This window comes from Spirosoma fluviale (assembly GCF_900230225.1).
Taxonomy (GTDB): Bacteria; Bacteroidota; Bacteroidia; order Cytophagales; family Spirosomataceae; genus Spirosoma; species Spirosoma fluviale.
In genome coordinates this window covers 348,711-371,509 of sequence record NZ_OCNH01000002.1, presented here as the reverse complement: position 1 = coordinate 371,509, position 22,799 = coordinate 348,711, and the positions used below count along the sequence as shown (strand labels likewise).

Here is a 22,799-nt window from a genome sequence, read left to right as displayed (position 1 = left end):
ACGGTTCAGCAAAGTTAAGAAACCAGTCATTGTTCGTTGTACATTAGTCATTATTCATTACCCGATGACCCGTTTAAGCGTTAACATCAACAAAATTGCCACGATTCGCAATGCGCGGGGTGGCAACAACCCCGACCTCGTAAAAGTCGCCCTCGACTGCGAACGCTTCGGTGCGCAGGGCATTACCGTTCACCCCCGCCCCGACGAACGGCATATCCGCTATCAGGATGTGCTGGACCTGCACGAGGTCGTTACGACGGAGTTCAATATTGAAGGTAACCCCGACGAGCGGTTTATCGAGCTGGTCAAACGGGTAAAGCCCGCGCAGGTGACGCTCGTTCCCGACGCGGTCGATGCCATCACGTCCAATGCCGGTTGGGATACGATTCGCCATGCCGATCACCTTCGGAATCTGGTCGATACGTTCAAAGCCGATGGCATTCGCGTATCTATTTTCGTCGATGCCGATGAGCGCATGGTCGAAGGAGCTAAAGCCGTGGGCACCGACCGCATTGAGTTATACACCGAACCCTACGCGGCCCACTACACCGAGAACCGGGAAGCCGCCGTGGCACCATTTGTCCGGGCTGCTCAGCGCGCCATTGAGTTGGGCCTGGGCCTGAACGCAGGACACGACCTGAGTCTGGAAAACCTGCGCTTCTTTGATGAGCAAGTCCCCGGTCTGGAAGAAGTATCCATCGGCCACGCGCTTATCTGCGACGCGCTTTATTTCGGACTGGAGAATACGATACAAATGTATTTACGGTGTCTGAACCGCCGGGCGGCCCCGCAGGATTTATTTTATTAATTTGACAGACTATGATTTAAAAGTAGGTAACTTTTACTTCCCTCAGATAAATGGGCTAACCCGTTAATTACCAAAATCATAGCCCATCAAAAAAATCAGCTAAATCCGGGTTCAGAAATATGGTCCACAAACTATCCGTCGAAGAGTTTTTAGAGAAGGCACGTAGCCTGCCGGTCATTGATGTCCGGTCGCCGGGGGAGTATGACCATGCGCATATTCCGGGGGCGGTGAGCATACCGCTTTTCGACAACGACGAGCGGGCACAGGTGGGCACCAAATACAAAAATGCGGGAAAAGACGCGGCTGTGCTAATAGGCCTCAGTATGGTTGGACCGAAGCTGGCCGATTTTGTAAAACAGTCGAAAAAGCTGAACCCGCAAAACAAGGAAGTGCTGGTCCATTGCTGGCGGGGCGGTATGCGCAGCGGGTCGTTTGCCTGGCTGCTGGACACCGCCGGACTGACCGCGTCGACGCTGGTGGGCGGCTACAAAGCCTACCGCAATGCCGTGCTCGACTCCTTCGCGCAACCCCTGAACCTTATCATTCTGGGGGGAAAAACGGGTAGTGGTAAAACCGACATTCTAAAAGAGCTGGCTCGCCAAGGCGAACAGATCATTGATCTGGAAGGGCTTGCCAACCATAAAGGATCGTCGTACGGAGCCATCGGGCAACGACCGCAACCGGCTTCGGAGCAGTTTGAAAACCTGATTTTCCAGACACTATTGACCCTGGACACCAGTCGCCGAATCTGGCTTGAAGACGAAAGTCGCAACATCGGTTCGTGCTTTATTCCAATGGCCCTCTGGCAGCAGATGCGGTCGGCTCCTGTCGCGTTCATCGACTTACCCAAAGCCAAACGCGTAACCCGCCTGGTGACTGAATACGCCAACATAGACCACGGCCTACTCGTCGAAGCCACCGAGCGAATACGCAAACGGCTGGGCGGCAAAGTCACACAGGATGCCCTTAACGCGCTAGTCAACCACGACTACGCCACCGTCGCTGATTTGACACTGGACTATTACGACAAAGCCTACTTACACGGCCTTTCCCACCGCGACCCGGCTACAATTCAAACGATTAACACTGCCGAGGATAATCCGGAAGAAACCGCAAAGCAGCTAATTGAGTGGGTGGCGCGGGTTGGCGCGTCTGGCGCGGGTATTTACCCGTGCCTCTCATAAAGTCAGCATTCGCTGACGCATTTAACCGCCAGTGAATACTGGCTTTATTAACTGACACGAGTGAATACTCGCGCCAGCAACACCAATACCCGCACCAGCAACCACAACCCTACGCTTTCTTCTTCTTAACCGACGCACTCATCCGCCGAACCACTTCGCGTTTGTTGAAACCCAGATGCCAGACCGCAAATGGCGTTTCCTGCTTGCCAAAGCAAACATCACAAATGGGGTTGCTGAGTGGTACGGGCTTATTATAGACGTAGGTGGTATCCGTAAGCTTTTGAATATTGGAGATCGGCGACTGCTTCTGTTTGGCACTGTACAGATAAGCATCCAGAATTTCCCGCTCCTTGGCAGTCAGTGCTTTGTTTTGAATATCGGCCTCACCCAGCAGGCGTATGTCGAGCGCATAACGTTCGGCAATGGCTTTCGTGCGGGGCAGGTTCTGCAACTGGCATATTTTTGCCCGCTCGGCGGGGTCCGTCGTTTTCTGAAGCTGTGTGGTGAGTTCTTTTTCTACCACGGCGATTACCTTTCCGCCCAAATCATCGACCGTTTCGACCAGATCCGCATTCGTAATCCGCTTGATCTTCGAGTCGGCCATTTCCTGCTTCAACTCATTGGTGTAGCGAACCCGTTCGGGATTGCAGGAAATTAAAAAAACGGAAAATGTAAGCGTACAAAAAAATGTTTCCAGTGTCATGATTAAGCCTTTATTCATCAATTATTCCCACTTCAATTGGTTGCCAAAGAGAATATTTCTCACGCCAATAATCTCGTCAATATCGTCCCAAAAAATAAAATGGGCGTTAAATTCAAATGCCTGACGTTGTTCAGCAGTAGCCTCTGTTAACTTTCTAGACCAGCTAAGCGGAAAGCTAATCATACGTCCATCCTCAAAACCACAGACAACTGTCATACCAGACACCTCGACAGTCGATAAATCCGGCAGCTGATGTGGATCAATCCGCAAGGCAGGATTAGTGGGCAGTTTAGCGAGTAAGCGTTTTGTAGTCGGGTTGGATGCCGTTCTCATAACAGTATATTTGGTATTGATCGATTACCTGGCTTGCGTGCATTGTAATCGCTTTTTCTATTTTACGAAGTTCATGTCGGGAAAACCCTCGGTTAAAGGCTAACTGAAAAGCGCCCTCTGGCGTTACCCAATATTTGCATTCCTTTTTCCCTTTGTCTGTAACGTGAATATGAAAAGGTTCGTTTAATAGATCGAACATGACCGCAAAAAAACGCCAGCCATACAATTCAAAAAATTTAGGCATGGACAAACATACCACCAAATTTGTAACCTTACCAACAAAAATACTGCTTTAAAAAGCACTCAGGTGTTAGCCGGGTGCCAATCGGCAATCAGACAAAGGTGAACCACAGAATTTTCGTAATTTTGTTTTTCTTATTAGATACACGCTCTTCTTATTCCCCGGAATAACAGAAAAAGTTATACATATATGCTTGACCAGTTAGAAGCCATCCGCGAACGCTTCAACGAAGTAGCTCAACAAATCGTGCAGCCCGAAGCAGTTTCGGACCAGAAGCGGTTTATGAAGTTGAGCAAAGAATACAAGGATCTGGAAAAGATCGTCGTGCAGTACCAGGCCTACCTGCAACTGCTTGAAGAGATCGACAATGCAAAGAAAATCATCGCGACCGAAAAGGACGAAGATTTTCGGGAAATGGCCAAAGGCGAACTGGACGAGCTGCTGCCTCGCCGGGATACACTGGAGGAAATCCTCAAGGAAATGCTGATGCCGAAAGACCCGAACGACAGCAAAAACGTCATTCTGGAAATTCGGGGAGGCACCGGTGGCGACGAAGCGGCCATTTTTGCGGGCGATATTTTCCGCATGTACCAACGTTTCTGCGAGAAAATGGGCTGGAAAATGTCGCTGGTCGACTTTACCGAAGGAACGTCTGGTGGTTACAAAGAGATTATTACCGAAGTAGAAGGCGAAGATGTATACGGCAAACTGAAATTCGAGTCGGGCGTTCACCGGGTGCAGCGTGTACCGGCTACCGAAACCCAGGGCCGTATTCATACCTCGGCGGCCAGCGTTGCCGTGCTGCCCGAAGCCGAAGAAGTGGACGTTGAGCTCAACATGAACGACATTCGGAAGGATACCTTCTGTTCGTCAGGGGCGGGTGGTCAATCGGTAAACACTACCTATTCGGCGGTGCGGCTTACTCACATACCATCCGGTATCGTTGTTCAGTGCCAGGATGAGCGGTCGCAGTTAAAAAACTTCGACAAAGCCCTGACGGTATTACGGTCGCGGATATACGAAATCGAATTACAGAAACACAACGACGCCATCGCTTCCCAGCGCAAAACGATGGTAGGCAGTGGCGACCGTTCCGACAAGATCCGGACCTACAATTACCCCCAAAGCCGCGTAACGGATCACCGCATCGGGCTAACAGTGTATAACCTGCCTGCTGTGATGGACGGTGGCATCGGCGAATTCATCGAGCAACTTCGCATCGCCGAAAACGCCGAACGGCTGAAAGAAGGCGCAACGGTTTAGATAACTCTTTATTAATTTCCCGACGAATGTCTCTACCCTTTCAATGGGATTCTGGTAATAAAAAGCATGTTACAGAAGATTACCCTGAAAGAGGAAACACTATAGAAGAAGTAGAAAGCTTATTCGCTGATAGTGACTTTAAGCCATTACCTGACCGAATTGATAGCCGTGGAGAGCAACAGTATCATAGTGTCGGTCTTAGCAACCAAAATCGACTACTATACGTTGTCTTTTCAATTAGAAATGGTCAAATTAGACCGATAAGTTGCCGACCAGCCAGCCGAAAAGAACGAATTCGTTATGCTCAAATCAGCCAACAACAAAGGAAAGAAGACCCAGGTAACTAAAGCCTCAAAGGTTAAGGTGATTAAAAACGGGCATACCTCGGCTGAATTAGCGGAATCGGGGGAGCGATGGGCTACTCATTCGGGGCCTTATCTTACCTTGGAAGACGTATTGGCAATCGAAGCTTCCAAACGCCAATCTATTTGACGGTATCAGTAGTTCACTCATCCTTCGAGACATAACAGGCGCGGCAAAAGAGTATTTTGTCGCGCCTGTTGTTTCCGGCAGTTGGCTTTACCTGGATTTCCCTTCCTTGATTTTTGCCAGCAAATCCGTTAGTTCCTTTACTTTCTCGGGATGGTGCTGATACACGTTGGTGGTTTCCAGTTGATCAGTGGCGAGGTTGTATAACTGCCCGATGGGCTCGCCCGCTTTAGGCTTGATTTCTTTAGGTTCTGTAAAACCGCCCGAACCCAACCCTTCGATCAATTTCCAATCCCCTTTCCGAATGGCAAAAAAGCCGATCGACGAGCTATGCACAACCGCCGGTTGATTCGATACGTCGTTGGTTTTCCCGGAAAGCACCGACAAAATACTATAGCTGTCTTCCACATTTGGGCTGGTATTGCCCAGAATCTCTCTACAGGTAGCGGTCAGGTTTGCTAAGGTCGTTGTGGCGTTGCTCACGGTTCCGGCTTTCACGGTGCCGGGCCAGCGGACGATAAACGGAATACGGTGGCCCCCTTCAAACGCATCGCCTTTCATGCCCCGAAATTCTCCGGCGGCTTTATGATCGAACCGCTTTACGTAATCCTCCCGCCAATAGGGGCCGTTGTCACTGGTGAAAACCACGAGGGTATTCCCAGCCAGTCCTGTTTTTTCGAGTGCCGCCAGCACTTCCCCTACAGCCGCATCGACCTGCTGCACAAAATCGCCGTACTCTCCTGCTTTCGATTTACCGGTATAGTCTTTGGTTGGCATCCAGGGTGTGTGCGGTGCGGCCAGCGGCAAATACAGAAAGAACGGTTTTTTCACCGTTTGACGGTTCAAGAAATTCGTAGCTTTTTCAACGAATCGAGGGAGCACGCCATGAAAATCGAACGAGGGCGACATCCTGCCTTCGCGCCAGAAAGGCCCCGCATAGCCCGACTCCATTTTATTGCCTTTGGTGTAGTCTGTGGGTAACTCGGTCAGTTTATGGTTTTCCAGGTAACAATAGGGCGGCATATCGAGCGAAGCGGGCAGCACATACGAATAATCGAACCCAACGGTATTAGGTCCCTGCGCCGGATTCTGTGAGAAATCGATCACCTCCGGGTCCATTTCTGCCTGGATGCCATAATTCGCCGACGCTAACAATGACTCATTACCTTTTTTCGGAACCCAATCCAGGCCCAAATGCCATTTACCAATGACCGCCGTTTGGTACCCATTACGTTTAAGTAACGAAGCCACCGTTGGACGATCCGCTTCGATCAATGTCCGGCTGTAGCCGCGCAAAACACCCACGGGTAAGCGACTGCGCCATGGATAACGACCCGTCAGCAAGGAGTACCGCGTAGGTGTGCAAACACCCGACGGCGAATGAGCATCCGTAAAGCGCATCCCCTGCGAGGCAAGTTTGTCAATGTTGGGCGTAGCAATCCTGCCCGCCGGGTTATACGCTGACACGTCGCCGTAGCCCAGGTCATCGGCTAGAATGTAAACGATATTAGGCGGTTGCGACCGGGCGGGTCTCATCGCCATGCTGATACAAATCAGCACACAGCCGATGATGCCTATGACGACACTCCCTTTAGTAAATCTAAGCATTCTGATTGGTGGGGTATTGGTTCTGTATACGTAACGCGGCAGGGAAGCCGCGCAACCGTATCTTCGGTCTGTGAGGACAAGACCAATGATACAGTAACTCCGCATCGCCGAAAATGCCGAGCGGCTGAAAGAAACGGTTTGTGTAGTGCCGAGCGTCGGCCCGGCGACCGTCCCGGTCGGGTGTAAGGCAACTTACTTCACGGCCGACCGGGACGGTCGCCGGGCCGACGCTCGGCACTACACAAACCGGCATTACTTAAAGCTTAATCCCCCACTCATTTTTCATGGGGCGGCCGAGGAGGGCATTGGCTTCGGCATCGTTCTTAAACTGTTCTTTCTTCGGATTCCATTGCAGGGGGCGATTCAGTCGGTACGCAATGTTACCGATGTTGCAGACCGATGCGGTGCGATGGCCGATCTCAACGTCGCAGATGGGTTTGCTGCGTTTGCGCATGGCCTCCAGAAAATCCTTGTAATGGTTGTCGCTCCTGTATACATGCTTTTCGGTCTCGCCAATTTCTTTGGTGGCCAATGAAATCGGTGTCGTTTCGATTTTTTTCCGCTGCACTTTAATTTCACCTTCCGTCCCCACGAAATGTATGGCGTTGTTCCAGTCCCATTTCTCATGGGTCATCACAATGCCGTTGTCGTATTTATAGGTCAGAAACGGGTGGTCTTTGCCATCAGGCGCAATCACCTCTACGGGACCGCTGTTGTCCATATCCAGCGACCATTGCACGATGTCGAACATATGGGCACCCCAGTCGGTCACCATGCCCCCGCCGAACTCCCGGTAGTTGCGCCAATTGGGGAACACATCTTTCGAAAGCGGGGGTGCCAGTTCAGAATTGAACGCCACCGGCTCGTTGGGGCCGAGCCATTTACCCCAGTCGAGCCCATCGGGAATAGGTTCGGCAGGCAGATCGTAAGGCGTTGGCGGTGGGCCGACGTTCACTTTAATCGTTTTTACTTCGCCGATATAGCCATTGCGAATCAGTTCGGCCGTTTGCCGAAACTCCGGCCACGACCGCTGCATACTTCCCGTCTGGAACACCCGGTTGTATTTGCGGGCGGCATCGACCATGGCCCGACCTTCTTTCACGGTAAGCGCCAGTGGTTTCTCGCAATAAATATCTTTGCCCGCCTGAGCCGCCCGAACGGCCATAGCTGCGTGCCAATGGTCGGGGGTGGCAATGACTACGGCGTCAATGTCTTTACGGGCCAATAGCTCCCGAAAATCGGTATAGACCGGAACGTCACCGTACTTGCCTGACTGCGGGTTCTTTTCGTAATGGGCTTTTATCCGGTCCAGTCCCTGTTGTGCTTTGGCTTTGTAGACTTCGCTGATGGCAATGATCCGGGCTTCATTCGTACCTAAAAACGAATTAATAAGCCCTTTTCCCTGCTTGCCGGTACCGATAAAGCCCAGGGAAATAACATCGCTGGGTGCCAGATATTTGGTGCCGTCTGGCCGTTTGCCGCCCAGCACGAAGCGGGGAACGATCATAAAACCGGCCACAGCGGTAGCGGCTTTCCCAACGAAATCCCGGCGATTAATGCCTTGTTCTTCTTTCATGTTTATGTTGGTAAAAGGGGGTTGGATTTGTTTTGTGTAGTACCGACCGTCCCGGTCGGGTGTAAGGCAACTTACTTCACACCCGACCGGGACGGTCGGTACTACACAAAACAATTACTTCAACGTCGTTGTGGGCAGGAGTTGTTTTTCAAGTTCGTCTATTGTCCAGGCTTCGCGTGAGGATGGGTAGGATTCCCGTACTTTTTTGATCTCCTCGGGCTGAACTACCGCCGATTGCCGACCTTTTATCCCTCTCACCGACGTACCTGCAAATTCATAGCGGATGTAGCTGACCACCGAAGCAATCCACTCATCGGTGTTGTCTTTCATTGAGGCCATTTCGCTGGGGTACGTCTTCCCCTCAATCGGGCCTTTCAGGCCATGCAGCAAAATCCGGATGGCGTAATCCCGGTCGTTATTAACGTGTCTGGCTCCTCGCAAGGCCGGTGCCGCATTGGTGGGTAAGCCATTGCCATCGCCCCCGTGGCAGGGCGAACACATGCCTTTGTAAATTTCTCCCCCACTCACGATCAGCTTCCGCTCCGAGGCCGTGAAGCCACCCAGCTTCATACCGTATACCTTGGCATCTTCGTTTCGGTCGATGCTGTTTTTGGCGCGGGCGAGCATTTGATTCTCCGGATTTTGGGCCAGAATATCCTGAACGATTTGCCGGGCGCGCTCATTTTTATTAGCCCCTAAGGATAGAACCAACTGCGTTTTTACGTCGTAATTCGGATCACTCACCAGACCACCTACGCGGGCAATCATGTCGGCATCGTTCTGTTTGAGGTAACGCTCACTGATCCAGACCGATGCCCGCCGGATTTGCGCATCGGTGTCTTTAAGCGTAGCCGTCAACAGCTCTTTGTCGATGGCCTCCAGACCTTCGAGCGTCCACAACGCGTGCAGACGTCCCAACGCCGAAGCCCCTTTCTGACCGCCAGCCATTTGTTTCAGCGTCGGAATAACCGACTTATCGCCGAGAAGTACGATCTGTTTTTGGGCATTATCCCGCCACCAGCCGTTGGCATGATCCAGGTGTTTCACTAAATCGACCGCCGGAACGTCGAGCATGTTAGGCTTCGGACCGGGTGTATAGCCATCGTGTACTAACCGCCAGATGCGGCCGCGCTGGTTCACTTTGGCGATTCCGTACTGGTCGATTTTATTCCGCAGGAACGTCCCTTTTTTCGTCCAGTTGGATTCCTGAATAATGCCCCGGTTCATGTCGATGATGTACAGTAAGCCATCCGGGCCGGTGTAGGTGTTGACGGGTCGGAAGAAAAAGTCAGTGCTGGCAATAAACTCCTTGTGCTTGTACACGTTTTCCAGATAGGTCTTGCCGTCCCGATTAACGACTTTCGCCCGGCGTATAATCCGTGCTACGGGTTCGTTGATCAGGTAATCGCCCACCAGATCGGCAGGCAGGCGGTCGCCCCGGAAAATAGACTGGCCATTGCCCGACGTAAAGTGGTTCAGGGTACTATCGGGACGTAACCGGGGCGGACCACCCTGCACTTCGGGATTGGAAATGCGCGACCAGACGGGGCTGAATGTTTCTTCGTTATACGCGTCGGCAAACTCCAGGGCACCGTATTTCGGGTTGATCTGAAAGCCCGAACCGGCGTTTTCGCCCCCACCCCGGCTATAAAACAACCGGCCGTAATTGTCGTGCGTCAGTCCCCATTGCCCATTGGAGCCGCTGTGCAGGGAATCGGGTTTGAGCATCCCGCCCACGTACCGGAAACGAATGGGGTCAACAGTCTGGTAGATGTAATTATCGATGTTCCAGACCAGCCCACTACGCTGGTGTTCGAGGTTACCGGGCGCTACTTTACCAACCGTGTATACGGCTCGTTTTTCATCCGCTACGCCATCGCCATTGGTGTCTTTGTAGCTGAAAATATCGTAGGTATCAGTCTCATTGACAAGAAGTTCATGGTTGACACACAGGATCATACGCGGCAGCATCAGGTCTTTGATGAACACCGAGCTTTTGTCCATTTTGCCGTCGTTGTTGGTATCTTCCAGGAGCATTACCCGGCTTTTTTTGTCCTTGGTGCCGGTACCATCGGCGTCCTGCGTATAAGTTTCCATCTGGGCCACATACATGCGGGCGTTACCGTCCCAGGCAATGGCAACGGGTTCGGTAATCATGGGTTCGCTGGCCACCAGTTCCATATGATAACCAGGGGGCAGCACAAAGGCCTGCTGGCTTTGCTCGGGCGTTAGGGGCGTAACGGCAAACGGAGCCAATGGCAACGCGGTATCCTTATCGACGGCGGCAGTCATCGGAGCCGGGCTACCGGCGGGGGTGTTCGTCGCCATCTGCACTTTACAGGCGTAGATCAATGCGGATAGAGCCAGCGTGCAAACAATCAATGGTTTACGCTTCATGTTAGCGAGTATTTTGGTCTAGGGTTTAGCAAATCGAAAGAATGAGTAACTGCAAACGCTGCTCAGCGCCGTTAGTAAATGCCAGATGGAATGCCCCTGAATCACTGAATGCGGGTCGCAGCCTATTTTCTGCACGTCCAGCGTGCGAAATCGGACGGCAACCACCATAAGCACCAGGCTGGCAACGGCTAACAGGATCGAGCGTTTTTTCCTGAATTGGAGATAATTTACTGCAATGCCTACCAGCAGGGCCAGAATTAACGAAGGCAACAGAACACCACTGGAAATCAACAAGGCAATTTTCAAAAACAGGAGAATCACAATGACTAAAGCAATGACCCAGACGTTTTTAACGAATTGCGTAAATCTAATTTCAGGCAACACATGATAAAACGCGATACTGACCAGTACGAGGGTAATTCCGTATGTACCGTTCATGTCGACGCGCTGCCCTATCCACGTCAGCGACGCATGGAAAAAGGCACTGCCGAAGCTTAGATAAATGAAGCAGATGCCCATGAGGGCCGAAAGCATCGGGAACGATTCCAGCCGGTTCTGTCGCCGGATGCCTTCCTTTTTATAGTCGTCGTAAGCAATTTGCAGGATCAGCACGCCGAAGAAGAAATACGCCAGATTGGAGTATGTATTCATGGGCTGGTGAAAGAACCGGGCCACGTTATTGAATTCGCAGTATTCCACCACCAGCGCCGATTTGCTGACCACCATGCCCGCCCAAACCGAGCCGCTAAAAAAGGAATCCAGCCCCCACCAGATAACGAGCATACCCAGCGTCAGAAAAAACGAGCGGATAAGGAGTTTATAGATGGTCTGGGATGGCATAACTAAAGAGAAAAAGCGCTGAAAAATTATAATTTTCCAAGTCATCACTAACGTATTCTGATCCTAACAACTGGATAAAGTTAACGGGTCCGCCAACTACGGCTTCAAAACAGACAATCAAAAACGATCACGTTTCTAATTGTCTGTTTATCCAATACCAATTTAGCAACCTCATCTGTAAGCTTATATCTAACTTCCGCTTATTTACGGGCAACCATCTTAAGCATCACTACCCCATGATGCCGAATACTCGTCTTGAACGTCTCGCTGAACGTACCCAAGTCTTTCTGCTGCCATAGATCGCGTAGTTTATAGCTGCCTTTCAGGCCGATGCTGGCAAAATCGAACGTGAAGGCTTCCGGCGTTTCGGTGCCCCATTGGAAGTACGATTGGGGTGTTTTACCAAAATCACCCGTATTGAACAGGCCCACGGCATACGAACCATCGTCCAGCGGTTTAAGCCAGATTTCGACGCCGTTTTCATTTCGGATCAGTCGGGCGGGTTTGCCCAGCGGGTCCTGGTTGACGGCGATGACCTCATCGTTGGTGAGCAGATTCAGGGTAAACGCATCGAGTTGCTCAATGGGGCAGCCGATCAGCATGGGCGCAGCCAGCAGACTGAAGATGCTGACGTGGCTGTATTGCTCGTCAGGCGTCAGGCGGGTGTCGTGCAGGACGGGACCAATGGACACTTTACCCAGAATCATCATGTCGGGGTCGGCCCAGTGGCCGGGGCCGGTGTAGGGAGCCCATTTGTCGAGCGAAAACGAGGTTAGGTACAGGCTCGTCCAACTGTCTTTGATGTCGGGGCCGGTGCGGTACATGTTCGACAACCGCGCCCAATCGGCTACTTTTTCGAAGGGGGCGTTATTGGATAAACTGAAAATAATGTCCCGGCCCGACTTTTTTAGGGCGGTCGACATCCGTTCGGTCGAGTTAACGTCGATGCGCCAGTCGTACTTCAGGAAATCGAACCCCCATTCGGCCATTTGGCGGGCATCTTCCGTCTCGAACCGGTATTTGGCAATCCGGTTAAACGCCCGCCGATCTACCATGATCGTCTCGTGAGTTTCGCCCCCAAAGGCCGAGTTGGACGACGCGCCCGCGTAACCGCCGTAACTGGAAATATAGGGCGTTGAATACAGGCCCGCCCGCAAGCCAAGCGAGTGAATGTAATCGACCATCTCCTTAAACTGCGGAAATTTCGCGTTGGGTTGCAGGGCGTTGAGCGGCCCGCCCCGTTTGCCCTGCCAGGCATCGTCGATGTTGATATACGTCCAGCCGTGGTCGCGCAGGCCCATTTTTACCATTGCCTCGGCTGAGGCAATGACCTTTTCGCGGTCGATGTGCGCTTCCCAGGAGTTCCAGCCGTTCCAGCCAATGGGGGGCGTCAGGGCAATGGTATCGCCGATTTTGATGGTCAGTTCTTTGGTAGCCTGCCCGAGCTTGTTTTTCGCGCCGAGTGTTGCCCGGTACGTTCCCCGTTGGGCCACGCGGCCGGTGATGATGCCCGTTTTCTGGTCCAGCGTCAGCCCCTGCGGAATCCCTTTCGCGGAGAACGTCATCGGTCGATCACCCGTTGCCGCAATGAGATACAGAAACGGATTGCCGGGTGTGGCCCCAAACAGCGTTGCCGAATTGATTTTCGGTTTTTTCGACGGCGGTGGCGTTAAATTATACGTTTCGCCGGGGTGCTGAATGTGTTCGGGCATGGCGTTGCCAAGCATATCGACCTGCGCATCGACCCAGTTGCAGTAGGTTCGCTTGTTGCCAACACCGCCTACTTTATCGGTCACCAGAAGCCCAAGCTGCCTGATCCCGGTCAGGTCGACGTTGATAGGAACGGGCGCATCGCCGATGCGCATGGGCTTACTCTCGAAAAGCACCTTGCCATCGCCTAACACATAGAAGGTCAGCGGTATGTCTTTGTTGCCCAGATCATCGGCCGCGATCAGGGCCGAGAAACGGGTGGCTTTTTTGCCAAGGTCAAACGCCAGCACACAGGGCGATTGAGCACCCAGCCCGCGTACATAGCGCGTACCGTTGATGCGCAGCGTGTCGTCGCTGTAATTGTGTTTTGCCTTTACCGGCCGGAGTCCTTCCGAGAACGTTTGAATCGGCAGATCGTCGAGCCAGACGGTGGTGGTTTTCTGGGCCTGCGCGCCGAGGGTTAACGTAAGTAAAAGAGTGGTAAAGAGTTTAGTCATGTTCGGTGGGTTGTTTGTCCTGGCACCGGCCACCCGGCCCGACGTCAGGAGGGATCTTCGGTAAGAGTAAAAAATAGCCCGCCTGCCGAAGATCCCTCCTGCGTCGGGCCGGGTGGCCGGTGCCATGACAAAAAACATCACTTCTCAAAATCCTCTTCGAGCAGCTGTTTTTCGGTCAGAACGCCACTACCCGAGGGCTTTTTGTCTCTCATTTTTTTGACGTCAGCAGTCGAAATGCCTTTCCCTTCTTTGGCAAGGGCATTCTGGGTATAGCGGATAATATCGACAATGTCCTGATCGCTGATGTCCTTGTTGTTGAGTAGGGCGGGCATTTCGTTGTTCAACTGGTAGAGCTTCCCGTTCACGTGAATCGGCCCGCTGACGCCGTGGAGAATGATAGCCGCCAGCCGTTTCATGGAGCCGTCAATGTATTCGGAGCCTTTGAGGGGCGGGGCCAAATCCTGAATGCCTTTCCCATCGGCACCGTGGCAGGTCGCACAAATGGTTCGGAACAGTTTCAGGCCTTTCGTGCGGGCGTCAACGGCATTTACCTCAGCTACGTAAATGGAGTTCAGTTGCTTTTTCTGCCGGTTACTGATGGTCAGGGTTAGGTTATTTTTCAGAAAATCGCTCGGATTCATGGACGCCAGATACACGGCCTCTTTCCCATCAAGGCCGCTGGTAATAGCCTCCTGAACTACTTTCTGCGTCGCGTATTTTTTTTCTATCTCCGACAGCATGGGCAGGAAGGTGGTCTCCGACAGGTTGAGCCACGGGTTCAACGCCATCGACAGATAGAGGTCTATCGTTTCGTTGTTCCGGGCCAGCAATTCGGTACTGATGGCCTTCATGCCGACCACCCGCTGGGGTGTGGCAAAGCGCTCCAGAAGGCCCAGCGCGTGGGCAATGGTTTCGGGCTGTTTCGATTGCTTCACCAGGGCACTCAGATTGTCAAATGTAAGGGCGTTTAACCCGTCCAGTACATACAGCGCATGAATGGCCGTTGCCAATTCATTGGTAGATTTAGCCAGCGTAAGCAACTGATTAACAACCGAAAGATCTTTTCTTTGAATCAGCACCTGTTGCGCACGATCTCTCAACCAGCCGTTTGAGTTGCTCAGCAACGCAACCAGTTGACCAGTCGTCGCTTTGGTGAAATCGGGGGTTGGATTGAGCTTGTTTGTTTTGCTCGTGATCTTCAAAATACGCCCGGCATTTTGCAGTGTATCCAGCTTTTTACTGGCAAGTTGTTCGGTCAGGTATTGCGAGATATACGCCTTGTGCTGAATGATGCCCCGGTGCATATCGACCACGTACATGGCACCGTCGGGACCCATAAACAGATTCACCGGCCGAAACCCTTCGTCCGTCGACGCAATAAATTCTCTGCCTTCCGTAGCCTGACTGGCCGTTGTTTGAAGGCCCTTAAAGTTCAGGATATTTCGCTTGATCAGGTTGGCTTCGGGCACGCAGACAAACGCGTTCTGATTGTACGCGTCCGGGAAAGCGCCACCCCGGTACACCAGTGGCCCGCAGGCAGCCGTCACCTCTTTTAACAAGCCTTTTTCGTCCAGAACACCTGTCTGGTAGCCCCGATTGACCGACGTTTGATGAATGGGGTACACGCGGTTGCTGGCCAGTCGCTGGTGTTCGGCGACGGTCGGCTTAAAATACTTGTTTCGGATTACTTTGTTGGGCAGCACAAAATCGCCCTGCAAATTGGTGGAGTTGTTGTTGTAGTACAGCCGTCCGAAATTGTCTCTCGTGATGCCCCACTGCCCCCGGTCGGTGGTTGGTTCTTTCAGCCATTTGCCGTTTTTCAGCTGATACCGAAAGTTATAATTGGCGTTATAAATCCAGTTGTCGATGTTCATCATCAACCCATTGGACGAGTGCTCCACGTTACCGCCTTCGGCATAGACCGGGTCGACCAGCGTTTTTTTGCCGGGCTTGTCGTTGTTGATCTCGACAAACCAAAGCTTGGGACCATCCACGTACAGCAGGCCGCCGTATACGTGCGCCATCGCTCTAGGCAGCACGAGCTTATCCAGAAATACCTTCGCATGGTCGGCTATGCCATCCTTATTCCGGTCTTCGAGGATAGAAATTCGGCCGGTGGGTTCCTCCTCGCCGATGCCTTCCAGGTTGGGCATGTAGCCGATCATTTCGACCACCCACATCCGGCCTTTGTTGTCGAAATCCAGGCTGACGGGGGCTTTCAACAACGATTCCGACGCAATTAATTTTAATTCAAATCCCTCCTCTATTTTGTAATCGTCGAGTGAAAAGGCAGGTTTGATACCGGAGATTTGCTGAAACCCCAGCATAAAAATTGAAAGCACTACTACTGAGGCAACTGCTAACGTAAAGCGTTTTGTCTTAGCCATCTTTATTGAGAATTCGTCCGTTTACTTTTCCGAAAATACTCGTAGCATCACAACACCGTGATGACGGATTTCGGTTTTGAATGAGCGTGTAAAATTGCCTAAATTCTGCTGACGCCACACATCGCGCAGCCGGTACTTTCCGGTTAAACCGACTTTTATAAAATCAAATGTGAATGATTTCGGTTTCTCATCACCCCAGCGAAAATAAGACGCGGGTGTTTTCCCGAAATCACCGACGTTGAAGAGGCCCACGGCATACGACCCGTCTGCCAGCGGTTTCAGCCAGACCTGCATACCATTTTCGTTCATGACCAGCCTGGCCGACTTGCCCAGCGGGTCCTGATCGATCTCGATCACTTCGTCGTTGGTGAGCAGATTCAGCGTAAAGGCGTCGAGTTGTTCAATGGGGCAACCGATGAGCATGGGGGCCGACAACAGGCTGAATAAACTCACATGGCTGTATTGCTCGTCGGGCGTCAGGCGGGTGGGGTGCAGTTGGGTGCCTGTGGTTACGTTGCCCACGATCATCATGTCGGGGTCGTTCCAGTGGCCGGGACCGCCGTAAGGAGCCCATTTGTCGAGCGTGAAGGCCGATACAAACAGGCTGTTCCAACTGTCGCGAATATCAGGGCCGGTACGGTAACTGTTGGTCAGGCGAGCCCAGTCTTTGACGTTGGCGAAGGGTGCCGAATTGGAAATACTGTACAGGATATCGCGACCAGATTGTTTGAGTGCTACCGACATCCGCTCGGCCGACGGCACCTCGATGCGCCAGTCGTATTTGAGGTAATCGATGCCCCACGCGGCTAGTTGGTTAGCGTCGTTGGTCTCAAACCTGTACTTACCAACGTATCGAAATGCGCGTTTGTTGGTGATGATAGCGTCGGTAATATGACCATCCTTGAAATCCGACGAGCCGCCGATGTAGCCCGCATAACTCGTAATCATGGGCGTAGAATACACACCGACTTTTAGGCCCAGCCCATGTACGTAATCGACCATTTTCTGGAAAGTCGGAAACTTCTCGTTGGGCTGAATGCCGTTGAATTTACCGCCCCGTTTGCCCTGCCAGGCGTCGTCGATGTTGATGTAGGTCCAGCCGTGGTCACGCAGGCCCATTTTCACCAGCGCATCGGCCGAGGCAATAACTTTTCCCTGGTCGATGTTTCTGGCCCAGGAGTTCCAGCCGTTCCAGCCAATGGGGGGCGTCAGGGCAATGGTGTCACCGATTTTAAGGGTCAGTTTTTTGGTGGCTTTACCCAGCGCGTTGGTCGCCGTCAGGGTCGCCAGATACGCTCCCCGTTGTTTTACATTACCGGTAATGATGCCCGTTTTCCCGTCCAGCGACAGGCCTTTCGGAAGTCCTTTGGCGGAGAAAGTCATGGGTCGCTCGCCCGTGGCGGCAATGAGGTACAACACCGGGTTGCCGGGTGTGGCCCCGAACACGCTGGCCGAATTGATGCGTGGCGTTTGTGGCGGCAGGGGCGTCAGGATGTACTTCTCGTCGGAATTGGGAATGTTTTGGGGACGGTAATTGTCCAGCATGGTCAGCTGCGCGTTGGCCCAGTTCGCGTAGACTTTCGTGCGCCCCTCGTCGTTGACTTTAACCAATAGACCAAGTCGCTTTACACCGTTAAGGTTTACGTTTACGGGTTTGGGTACGTCGCCCAGCCGCATTTCTCCGCTGTCGAACAGGATTTTGCGGTCGGCGACCACGTAAAAGGTGTGGGGTAAGTCTTTATTCCCTTTGTCGTCTACACCTACCAGCGCCGAAAATTCGGTGGCTTTCCCGTCCAGAGAAAGCGCCAGAATACTGGTAGCGTTCACCCCAACGCCGTGCCTGAAATACTGCCCGTCGATGAGCATGGAATCACCGGCCGCGTTGGTTTTGCCTAATACCGCCGGAATGCCTTCCGAGAAGGATTTGATATTGATTTCATCCAGCCAGAGTTTGGTCGTTGTCTGGGCGTGGGTGGCCGATACAATGCAGCAAAACCCGGCAAGTAACAGTCGGTAGAAATTAGTCATGGACCAGTGTCAGTTTTTTAGCCACTCGTTCGGCAATCAGGGTCAGCGCGGCTTTATCGCTCCACTCCTGCCCGTGACCCGCCATAGCCGTAAAGGAAAGTTTAGCGTCCGATTTCGGGTTGTCGGTCTTCTCCAGAAACTTCTGCAAAAACCGGGTCGCCACGTTCGAGTACAGTCCATCCATATCGCCCATCCACACCCAGATTTTGCCCTGTAATTTCGGGCCGAGGGTCGACCAGTTTTTCGCCAGCACCTTTTTCAAATCGTACTTCTCCCACTGTTTGGCAATAGCATGGTCGATTTTTCCCGTTAGCGGGTCGAACATGAGCGACGGCAGTCCATCACTTCCTTTCGGGCCGAACACCGCATTGTACGCCCCAAACTGACCACCCGAAATTAAGTACGTACCTGTTCGGCTGTTGACATTTTCGCCCGCGATCCAGTCTTTCATCGAGAACGTAGGTTCGCCGTAAATGGTCCGGCGGCCGGGTTGCAGGTAGCCGTAGCGGTTGTAGAAAATGGATTCATCTTCGTAGATATTGATCAGACCGTAATGCTCGAAATCGACGGGATCGGGGCTGTACGACCAGGTACCGTCGAAGAAATCGGGGTAGAAGATCTGTAGTCCCAGCGACACCCAGCCACCCGTTGAATTACCCGTCAGGAACCGCAGTTTCGAGTCGGGTTTATAGCGAACCTGCCGCTCGATTTCGGGGATCAGTTCCTCGGTCAGCGCCTTGCCGCAAGGGCCGTTATTTTCTGAGTCGACCTGATACGTATCGCCGTAGGGCCCCTGCGAATCCAGGAACACGTAGATGATCTGCGGGGCGGTTTTGGTGAACCACCAGTCGGTGAATTCTTTGTTGGCCATCAACCCGTTCACCGCCGTATAGCGACCATTCAGGCCCGCAGCCCGGTAACAGATCGGGTAGGTTTTGTCGGGATTCTCGAAATAACCCGACGGCAGCAGAATAGCCGCTTTCAACGAGCGCGACTTTCCCGAAAACGCCGACAAAAGCGGGCTGTTGATCTCGACCGATTTTACAAATTTGTGCTGAACGATGGTAGCGGGCGGAATCAGCGTTTTGAGCGTCAGGCTCAGGTTTGCTTTTTTGGAGAACGGCACCGAGTCGACGATGCTGTATAGATTACCCGGTACGTTCTCCTGCCCATCGTCGGGGTTTTGCTTGTAAACAACCTGGAAATAATACATCTCCGACGGGTTGCTGGGCAGTTTATCCAGCCCAACCGACAGAACGTTCTTATCTTTCGTATTGATCACGAATGGACTAACCCCGTTCCACTGCTGCGGGGTCACGCCCACCGTTATCTCCGACCGGTTGCGGGGTTCGCGTTCGTTCTGTTTGGTCACGTGAAGCAGTAGCCGCCCCCCTTTTCGGAACGACGGGCGGAGTTCAGGCGCCACCGAAACCGTCACTTTCCAGGAAACGGGCACCTGGGCAATGGCTTCGCTGGCCGCCATAAACAGAACAAACCAAATAAAGGCAACAGATGCTGGACGTAGTGAAAACTTCATATTTATTCGTTGTGGACTGTCTTCATTTTCTTTTGACCTTTTCGACGCCTTACCTGCCCCCGGCAAAAAGCTGGTTGTTGGCTTTTCGCAGCTGGTGGATGGTGTTCTGTACTTTCCCTTTCAAGGGGTGTCCTTTGGCATCCGTAACCGAATAGGCAATGGTCATGACATCGGTGGGTTTTAGGCCGGGGAGCAGGAGTTTTACGGTCTTTTTGTCCCTACTCAGTTTCACGTCGGCAATGATCAGCGTCTGCGTGTTGTAGCGATCTGACCCGTACTTCCGACTCCGCCGAATGTCCCAGCTTTTTACCTCGAAATTGGCGGGGTTGCGGGTGCTTTTGTCGGCTAGCTCGCTGGCGAATGTCAGCGTAACGCCATCCGTTTCGGCGCTCAGTCGGGTGGGGAGCGAAACGGGCTTTCCGGTATAGCGAAGCCGGTAGAAATCGCCCCCTTTAATCGTTTGCGACGTTCCCCAGGCCGACATGCCACAGGCGTATAACTGCCCATCGGCGGGGTTGAATCGGCCCCGCATGATGCCGGTGCGGAACTTAACCCCCGGCAGGTCGATCACCCCGCCCTGTTTCTGTCCGTTCACATCTTCGGGCAGCACCAGTTGAATTTTCCCATATCCGTACGAAAAGCTGAGCAAACCGCCGTTCAGCGGTCCCCATTTCTTACTGTCTACCCAAAGCAACTCCGATGGCGACCGGTCGAACTCCATATCAATCCACACCAGCGGCTGCTCCATGGCCGCTTTGGTCGAGTCGTTGGGCGGGTTGTAGCCCCACATGTTGCCGTAGAATTTTCCCTTCCCATCAATCCAGTTGACGCGGTTCATGGGATTCCAGTAGCCCTGCTGGTCGGTCACGATAAAACTACCATCGGGGTTGATGCACACACCATTGGCGGCCCGGAAGCCGGTGGCAATAACCTGCGTGGTGGCCCCATCCTTGCTGACTTTCAACAGGGTTCCATGCTGCGGAATCAGGGCTTCGCGGGCGTGGCGGCCACTTTTGGCGTAATACAGGTTCCCTTCCTTATCGGCCTGCAAGCCCATCGCGAACTCATGAAAATGGTCGGTTACCTGATGGTCGTGGTTGAAGCTTTCGTAAAAATCGGTTTCGCCATCGCCGTTTAAGTCGCGGAGCAGGACCAGTTGATCTCGGCAGGTCACGTATATTTTGTCGGCTAATACTTTGATACCCAATGGCTGAAAAAGCCCCGATGCGATGCGTTTCCAGCCCAGACGCCCGCTGGGGTTGGTCAGGCCCGTCACCCGCCAGACATCCCCGTCGGTGGTGCACAAAACCGCGACATTGGGATTTTTCATGAAGTCAATACCACTGAGTTTCATCCGCGACCGCCACGGGTTTTCGTAGGGTGGCGTCAGTTGATCCACCGCAAACAAGCCGTCGTCGTTCCCCCGCGTGATGGTCGTGTAGAGCGTTTGCGGATAATGAGGCTTTCCGCCTTTGGTATATTGGTCGAGCGATTCGGGTTTGGGAGAACGCGCGGCAAAATAGGTCAGGGGTTTACTGCCGGGCCGAGCCATAAACAGCTTAACGGTCGTTTTCGCCGTGGCCGAAATCCGTAAAACAACGTATCCGTCCTCCTCTTTCAGCGATGCCCCCTTGCCAATGGCCGCGACGTTGGTGCCAGCCCGCGCCACGCGGGTTTTAAGCAGTTGCTGACCTGGACTAATGGTCAGGGTTCGGGTAAAGACCGGCTGGCCTTCCATTTTTTCCAATCCCATCTTTTCCAGAATAGCCGCCTGACCAACGCTGTACGCAATGATAACCGAGTTTTCGTAATGATACAGCCCTTTGTAGTTAGCCCACGGTTTGGGTAACGGCCCAAACTGGCGACCATCCCGCGCGGTAAATCGAGGGTCATCGAAGGAACCGGTGTGGGGATTTGCCCAGCCGGGGCCAACGGGCGTTTCGATGTGCAACTGCCCGATGGTTCGGGGGTAGGTTTCGTGGTTATCGTTGAGTAGGATGCCTTCCCAGTCAATAAATCCCTTGCCCGTCCACCCACCGGCCACGCGCATCAGGTCATGGTCGAAGATCATCCAGGCCTTCCCGGCCGATACCCCACCGGATCCGGTATCGACCCGCACTGCAATGCCTTTGTACGCAAAATTGTTCTTCCGATAGTCCTCATCGGCATAGGGCGCGCGTCCCGGCGAATGGAAGCGTTTCGGCCCCGTTGCCGAATCGGCCAGTTCGTACGTATTGATAAAGAAATTCCCGTAGTCCATATCCGACCACGGATGATAGGGTTTCACCGCCGGTCCTGTCGATGTTCCTGTTGGGAGTTTGGCCAGATAGCCGGGCGTGACGCGGAAGTATTGGCCGGGATTACTTTCCCGGATAAAGTTCTGCCGGATGTACCCGATCACGTCGTACTTCTCCTGCGGGGTAAGCGTCATCTGGGGCGGCATGGAGCCATACCCTTTCGTAATGGTCCGATACATCGCGTGGGGGTCGTGACCCGCCTTGAACGGCTGTGCCCAGAACTTGTGCGACAGGGGAATAGACCCTTCGATCTCGGGATTGCCGTGGCAGTTGATGCAGATGGCATTGTAGATACGCTCGCCACGGGTGTATCCTTGCCGGTCGAAACCTGCGATCAGGCCCGCGTGGTCAATGTCGCGCTCAAATGCGTTCAGCTCGTTATCCGACAGGATGTAGGAGACCCCGGGAGGGTTGTACGCAACCGTTGGTTCCTGCGGCCGTTTTGCGGTTATCGGATACGTTTTCGTGGCCGACGAAACGGTACCGGTAAACGTATCGCCGGTGAACACGCCGGTTAGCTGGTAGGTTACTTTTCGGAGTGTAAAACGGCCATTCAGCGTATTGGCGTCAATCGTTAGCGGCTGGATGCGTATGGCTCCGTGCTCGAATGAATGTAAAGCGCCGGTATAGGCTGCCTCTTTCCGGCTTAGTGTCAGGGTGCCGGATAGTTCTTCGTCCAGCTTGATGGTATACTCCCACGCCCCCTCAATCGGGTCCGCAACGAACCCGGCCACAAAAATAGCCAGCACGAACACCACTAAACCGCCTACCACATTTCGCTTCATAAGGACTAAGGCTAATTTACTTTAAAGTCTTCCTAATCAAGTTTTTTGTCATGCTGACAAAGCTGTTTTCACCAAGCTACTTAGTAGTCTTCCACTTTAATCGTCTGATTAGGTTA

Annotated in this window: 16 protein-coding genes; 4 read left to right on the top strand and 12 right to left on the bottom strand. The window is 52.9% G+C overall.

Going from position 1 to position 22,799, the window contains the following annotated elements:
* Positions 1-64 precede the first annotated feature (64 nt).
* A complete protein-coding gene (locus CRO74_RS12380) occupies positions 65-808 on the top strand; it encodes a pyridoxine 5'-phosphate synthase (protein WP_097127086.1) in 744 nt (247 codons plus the stop codon).
* A gap of 119 nt (positions 809-927) precedes the next feature.
* Complete coding sequence (mnmH, locus tag CRO74_RS12375; protein WP_097126371.1) at positions 928-1,992, top strand: tRNA 2-selenouridine(34) synthase MnmH; 1,065 nt, start codon at positions 928-930, stop codon at positions 1,990-1,992.
* A gap of 109 nt (positions 1,993-2,101) precedes the next feature.
* On the opposite strand, the gene CRO74_RS12370 is transcribed toward mnmH, so the two are convergent.
* Genes CRO74_RS12370 through CRO74_RS32390 form a run of 3 tightly spaced genes read right to left on the bottom strand, consistent with a single transcriptional unit; the run spans position 2,102 to position 3,272 of the window.
* Positions 2,102-2,695, bottom strand: a complete 594-nt coding sequence (locus CRO74_RS12370) for a hypothetical protein (protein WP_097127085.1) — start codon at positions 2,693-2,695, stop codon at positions 2,102-2,104.
* Positions 2,696-2,716: 21 nt separating this feature from the next.
* Positions 2,717-3,028, bottom strand: coding sequence for a DUF2442 domain-containing protein (locus tag CRO74_RS12365; RefSeq protein WP_097126370.1), 312 nt, complete (start codon positions 3,026-3,028; stop codon positions 2,717-2,719).
* A complete protein-coding gene (locus tag CRO74_RS32390) occupies positions 2,985-3,272 on the bottom strand; it encodes a DUF4160 domain-containing protein (RefSeq protein WP_097126369.1) in 288 nt (95 codons plus the stop codon). The genes CRO74_RS12365 and CRO74_RS32390 overlap by 44 nt, the downstream gene beginning before the upstream one ends.
* Positions 3,273-3,458: 186 nt before the next feature.
* On the opposite strand from CRO74_RS32390, the gene prfA reads away from it, so the two are divergent.
* Together prfA and CRO74_RS12350 are read left to right on the top strand one after the other, a co-directional pair.
* A complete protein-coding gene (prfA, locus tag CRO74_RS12355; protein WP_097126368.1) occupies positions 3,459-4,532 on the top strand; it encodes a peptide chain release factor 1 in 1,074 nt (357 codons plus the stop codon).
* A 26-nt stretch (positions 4,533-4,558) separates the two neighbouring features.
* Complete coding sequence (locus tag CRO74_RS12350) at positions 4,559-4,879, top strand: BrnT family toxin (RefSeq protein ID WP_097126367.1); 321 nt, start codon at positions 4,559-4,561, stop codon at positions 4,877-4,879.
* 232 nt (positions 4,880-5,111) lie between these two features.
* Here the strand turns inward: CRO74_RS12350 and CRO74_RS12340 are convergent, their stop codons facing one another.
* The 9 genes from CRO74_RS12340 to CRO74_RS12300 all read right to left on the bottom strand — a co-directional run bounded on the left by CRO74_RS12340 (position 5,112) and on the right by CRO74_RS12300 (position 22,683).
* Positions 5,112-6,629, bottom strand: a complete 1,518-nt coding sequence (locus CRO74_RS12340) for a sulfatase family protein (RefSeq protein ID WP_097126365.1) — start codon at positions 6,627-6,629, stop codon at positions 5,112-5,114.
* 256 nt (positions 6,630-6,885) lie between these two features.
* The gene (locus CRO74_RS12335) at positions 6,886-8,205 is read right to left on the bottom strand and encodes a Gfo/Idh/MocA family protein (protein WP_097126364.1); all 1,320 of its coding nucleotides are present in this window, start codon (positions 8,203-8,205) and stop codon (positions 6,886-6,888) included.
* 114 nt (positions 8,206-8,319) lie between these two features.
* Positions 8,320-10,602: a DUF7133 domain-containing protein gene (locus CRO74_RS12330; RefSeq protein WP_097126363.1), complete on the bottom strand. Its 2,283-nt coding sequence runs from the start codon at positions 10,600-10,602 to the stop codon at positions 8,320-8,322.
* Between the two features lie 18 nt (positions 10,603-10,620).
* Positions 10,621-11,442: a ceramidase domain-containing protein gene (locus CRO74_RS12325; RefSeq protein ID WP_097127084.1), complete on the bottom strand. Its 822-nt coding sequence runs from the start codon at positions 11,440-11,442 to the stop codon at positions 10,621-10,623.
* 200 nt (positions 11,443-11,642) lie between these two features.
* Positions 11,643-13,649 (bottom strand): NPCBM/NEW2 domain-containing protein, encoded by a 2,007-nt coding sequence (locus CRO74_RS12320; RefSeq protein WP_097127083.1) that lies wholly within the window; start codon positions 13,647-13,649, stop codon positions 11,643-11,645.
* Positions 13,650-13,786: 137 nt separating this feature from the next.
* Complete coding sequence (locus tag CRO74_RS12315) at positions 13,787-16,036, bottom strand: DUF7133 domain-containing protein (protein WP_097126362.1); 2,250 nt, start codon at positions 16,034-16,036, stop codon at positions 13,787-13,789.
* Between the two features lie 21 nt (positions 16,037-16,057).
* On the bottom strand, positions 16,058-18,064 hold the full coding sequence (locus tag CRO74_RS12310) for an NPCBM/NEW2 domain-containing protein (RefSeq protein WP_097126361.1): 2,007 nt from the start codon (positions 18,062-18,064) through the stop codon (positions 16,058-16,060).
* The gene (locus tag CRO74_RS12305) at positions 18,057-19,601 is read right to left on the bottom strand and encodes an alpha/beta hydrolase-fold protein (protein WP_097126360.1); all 1,545 of its coding nucleotides are present in this window, start codon (positions 19,599-19,601) and stop codon (positions 18,057-18,059) included. The genes CRO74_RS12310 and CRO74_RS12305 overlap by 8 nt, the downstream gene beginning before the upstream one ends.
* Positions 19,602-19,650: 49 nt before the next feature.
* Entirely contained in the window at positions 19,651-22,683 is a 3,033-nt protein-coding gene (locus tag CRO74_RS12300; protein ID WP_097126359.1) for a DUF6797 domain-containing protein, read from the bottom strand.
* Between the last annotated feature and the right edge of the window lie 116 nt (positions 22,684-22,799).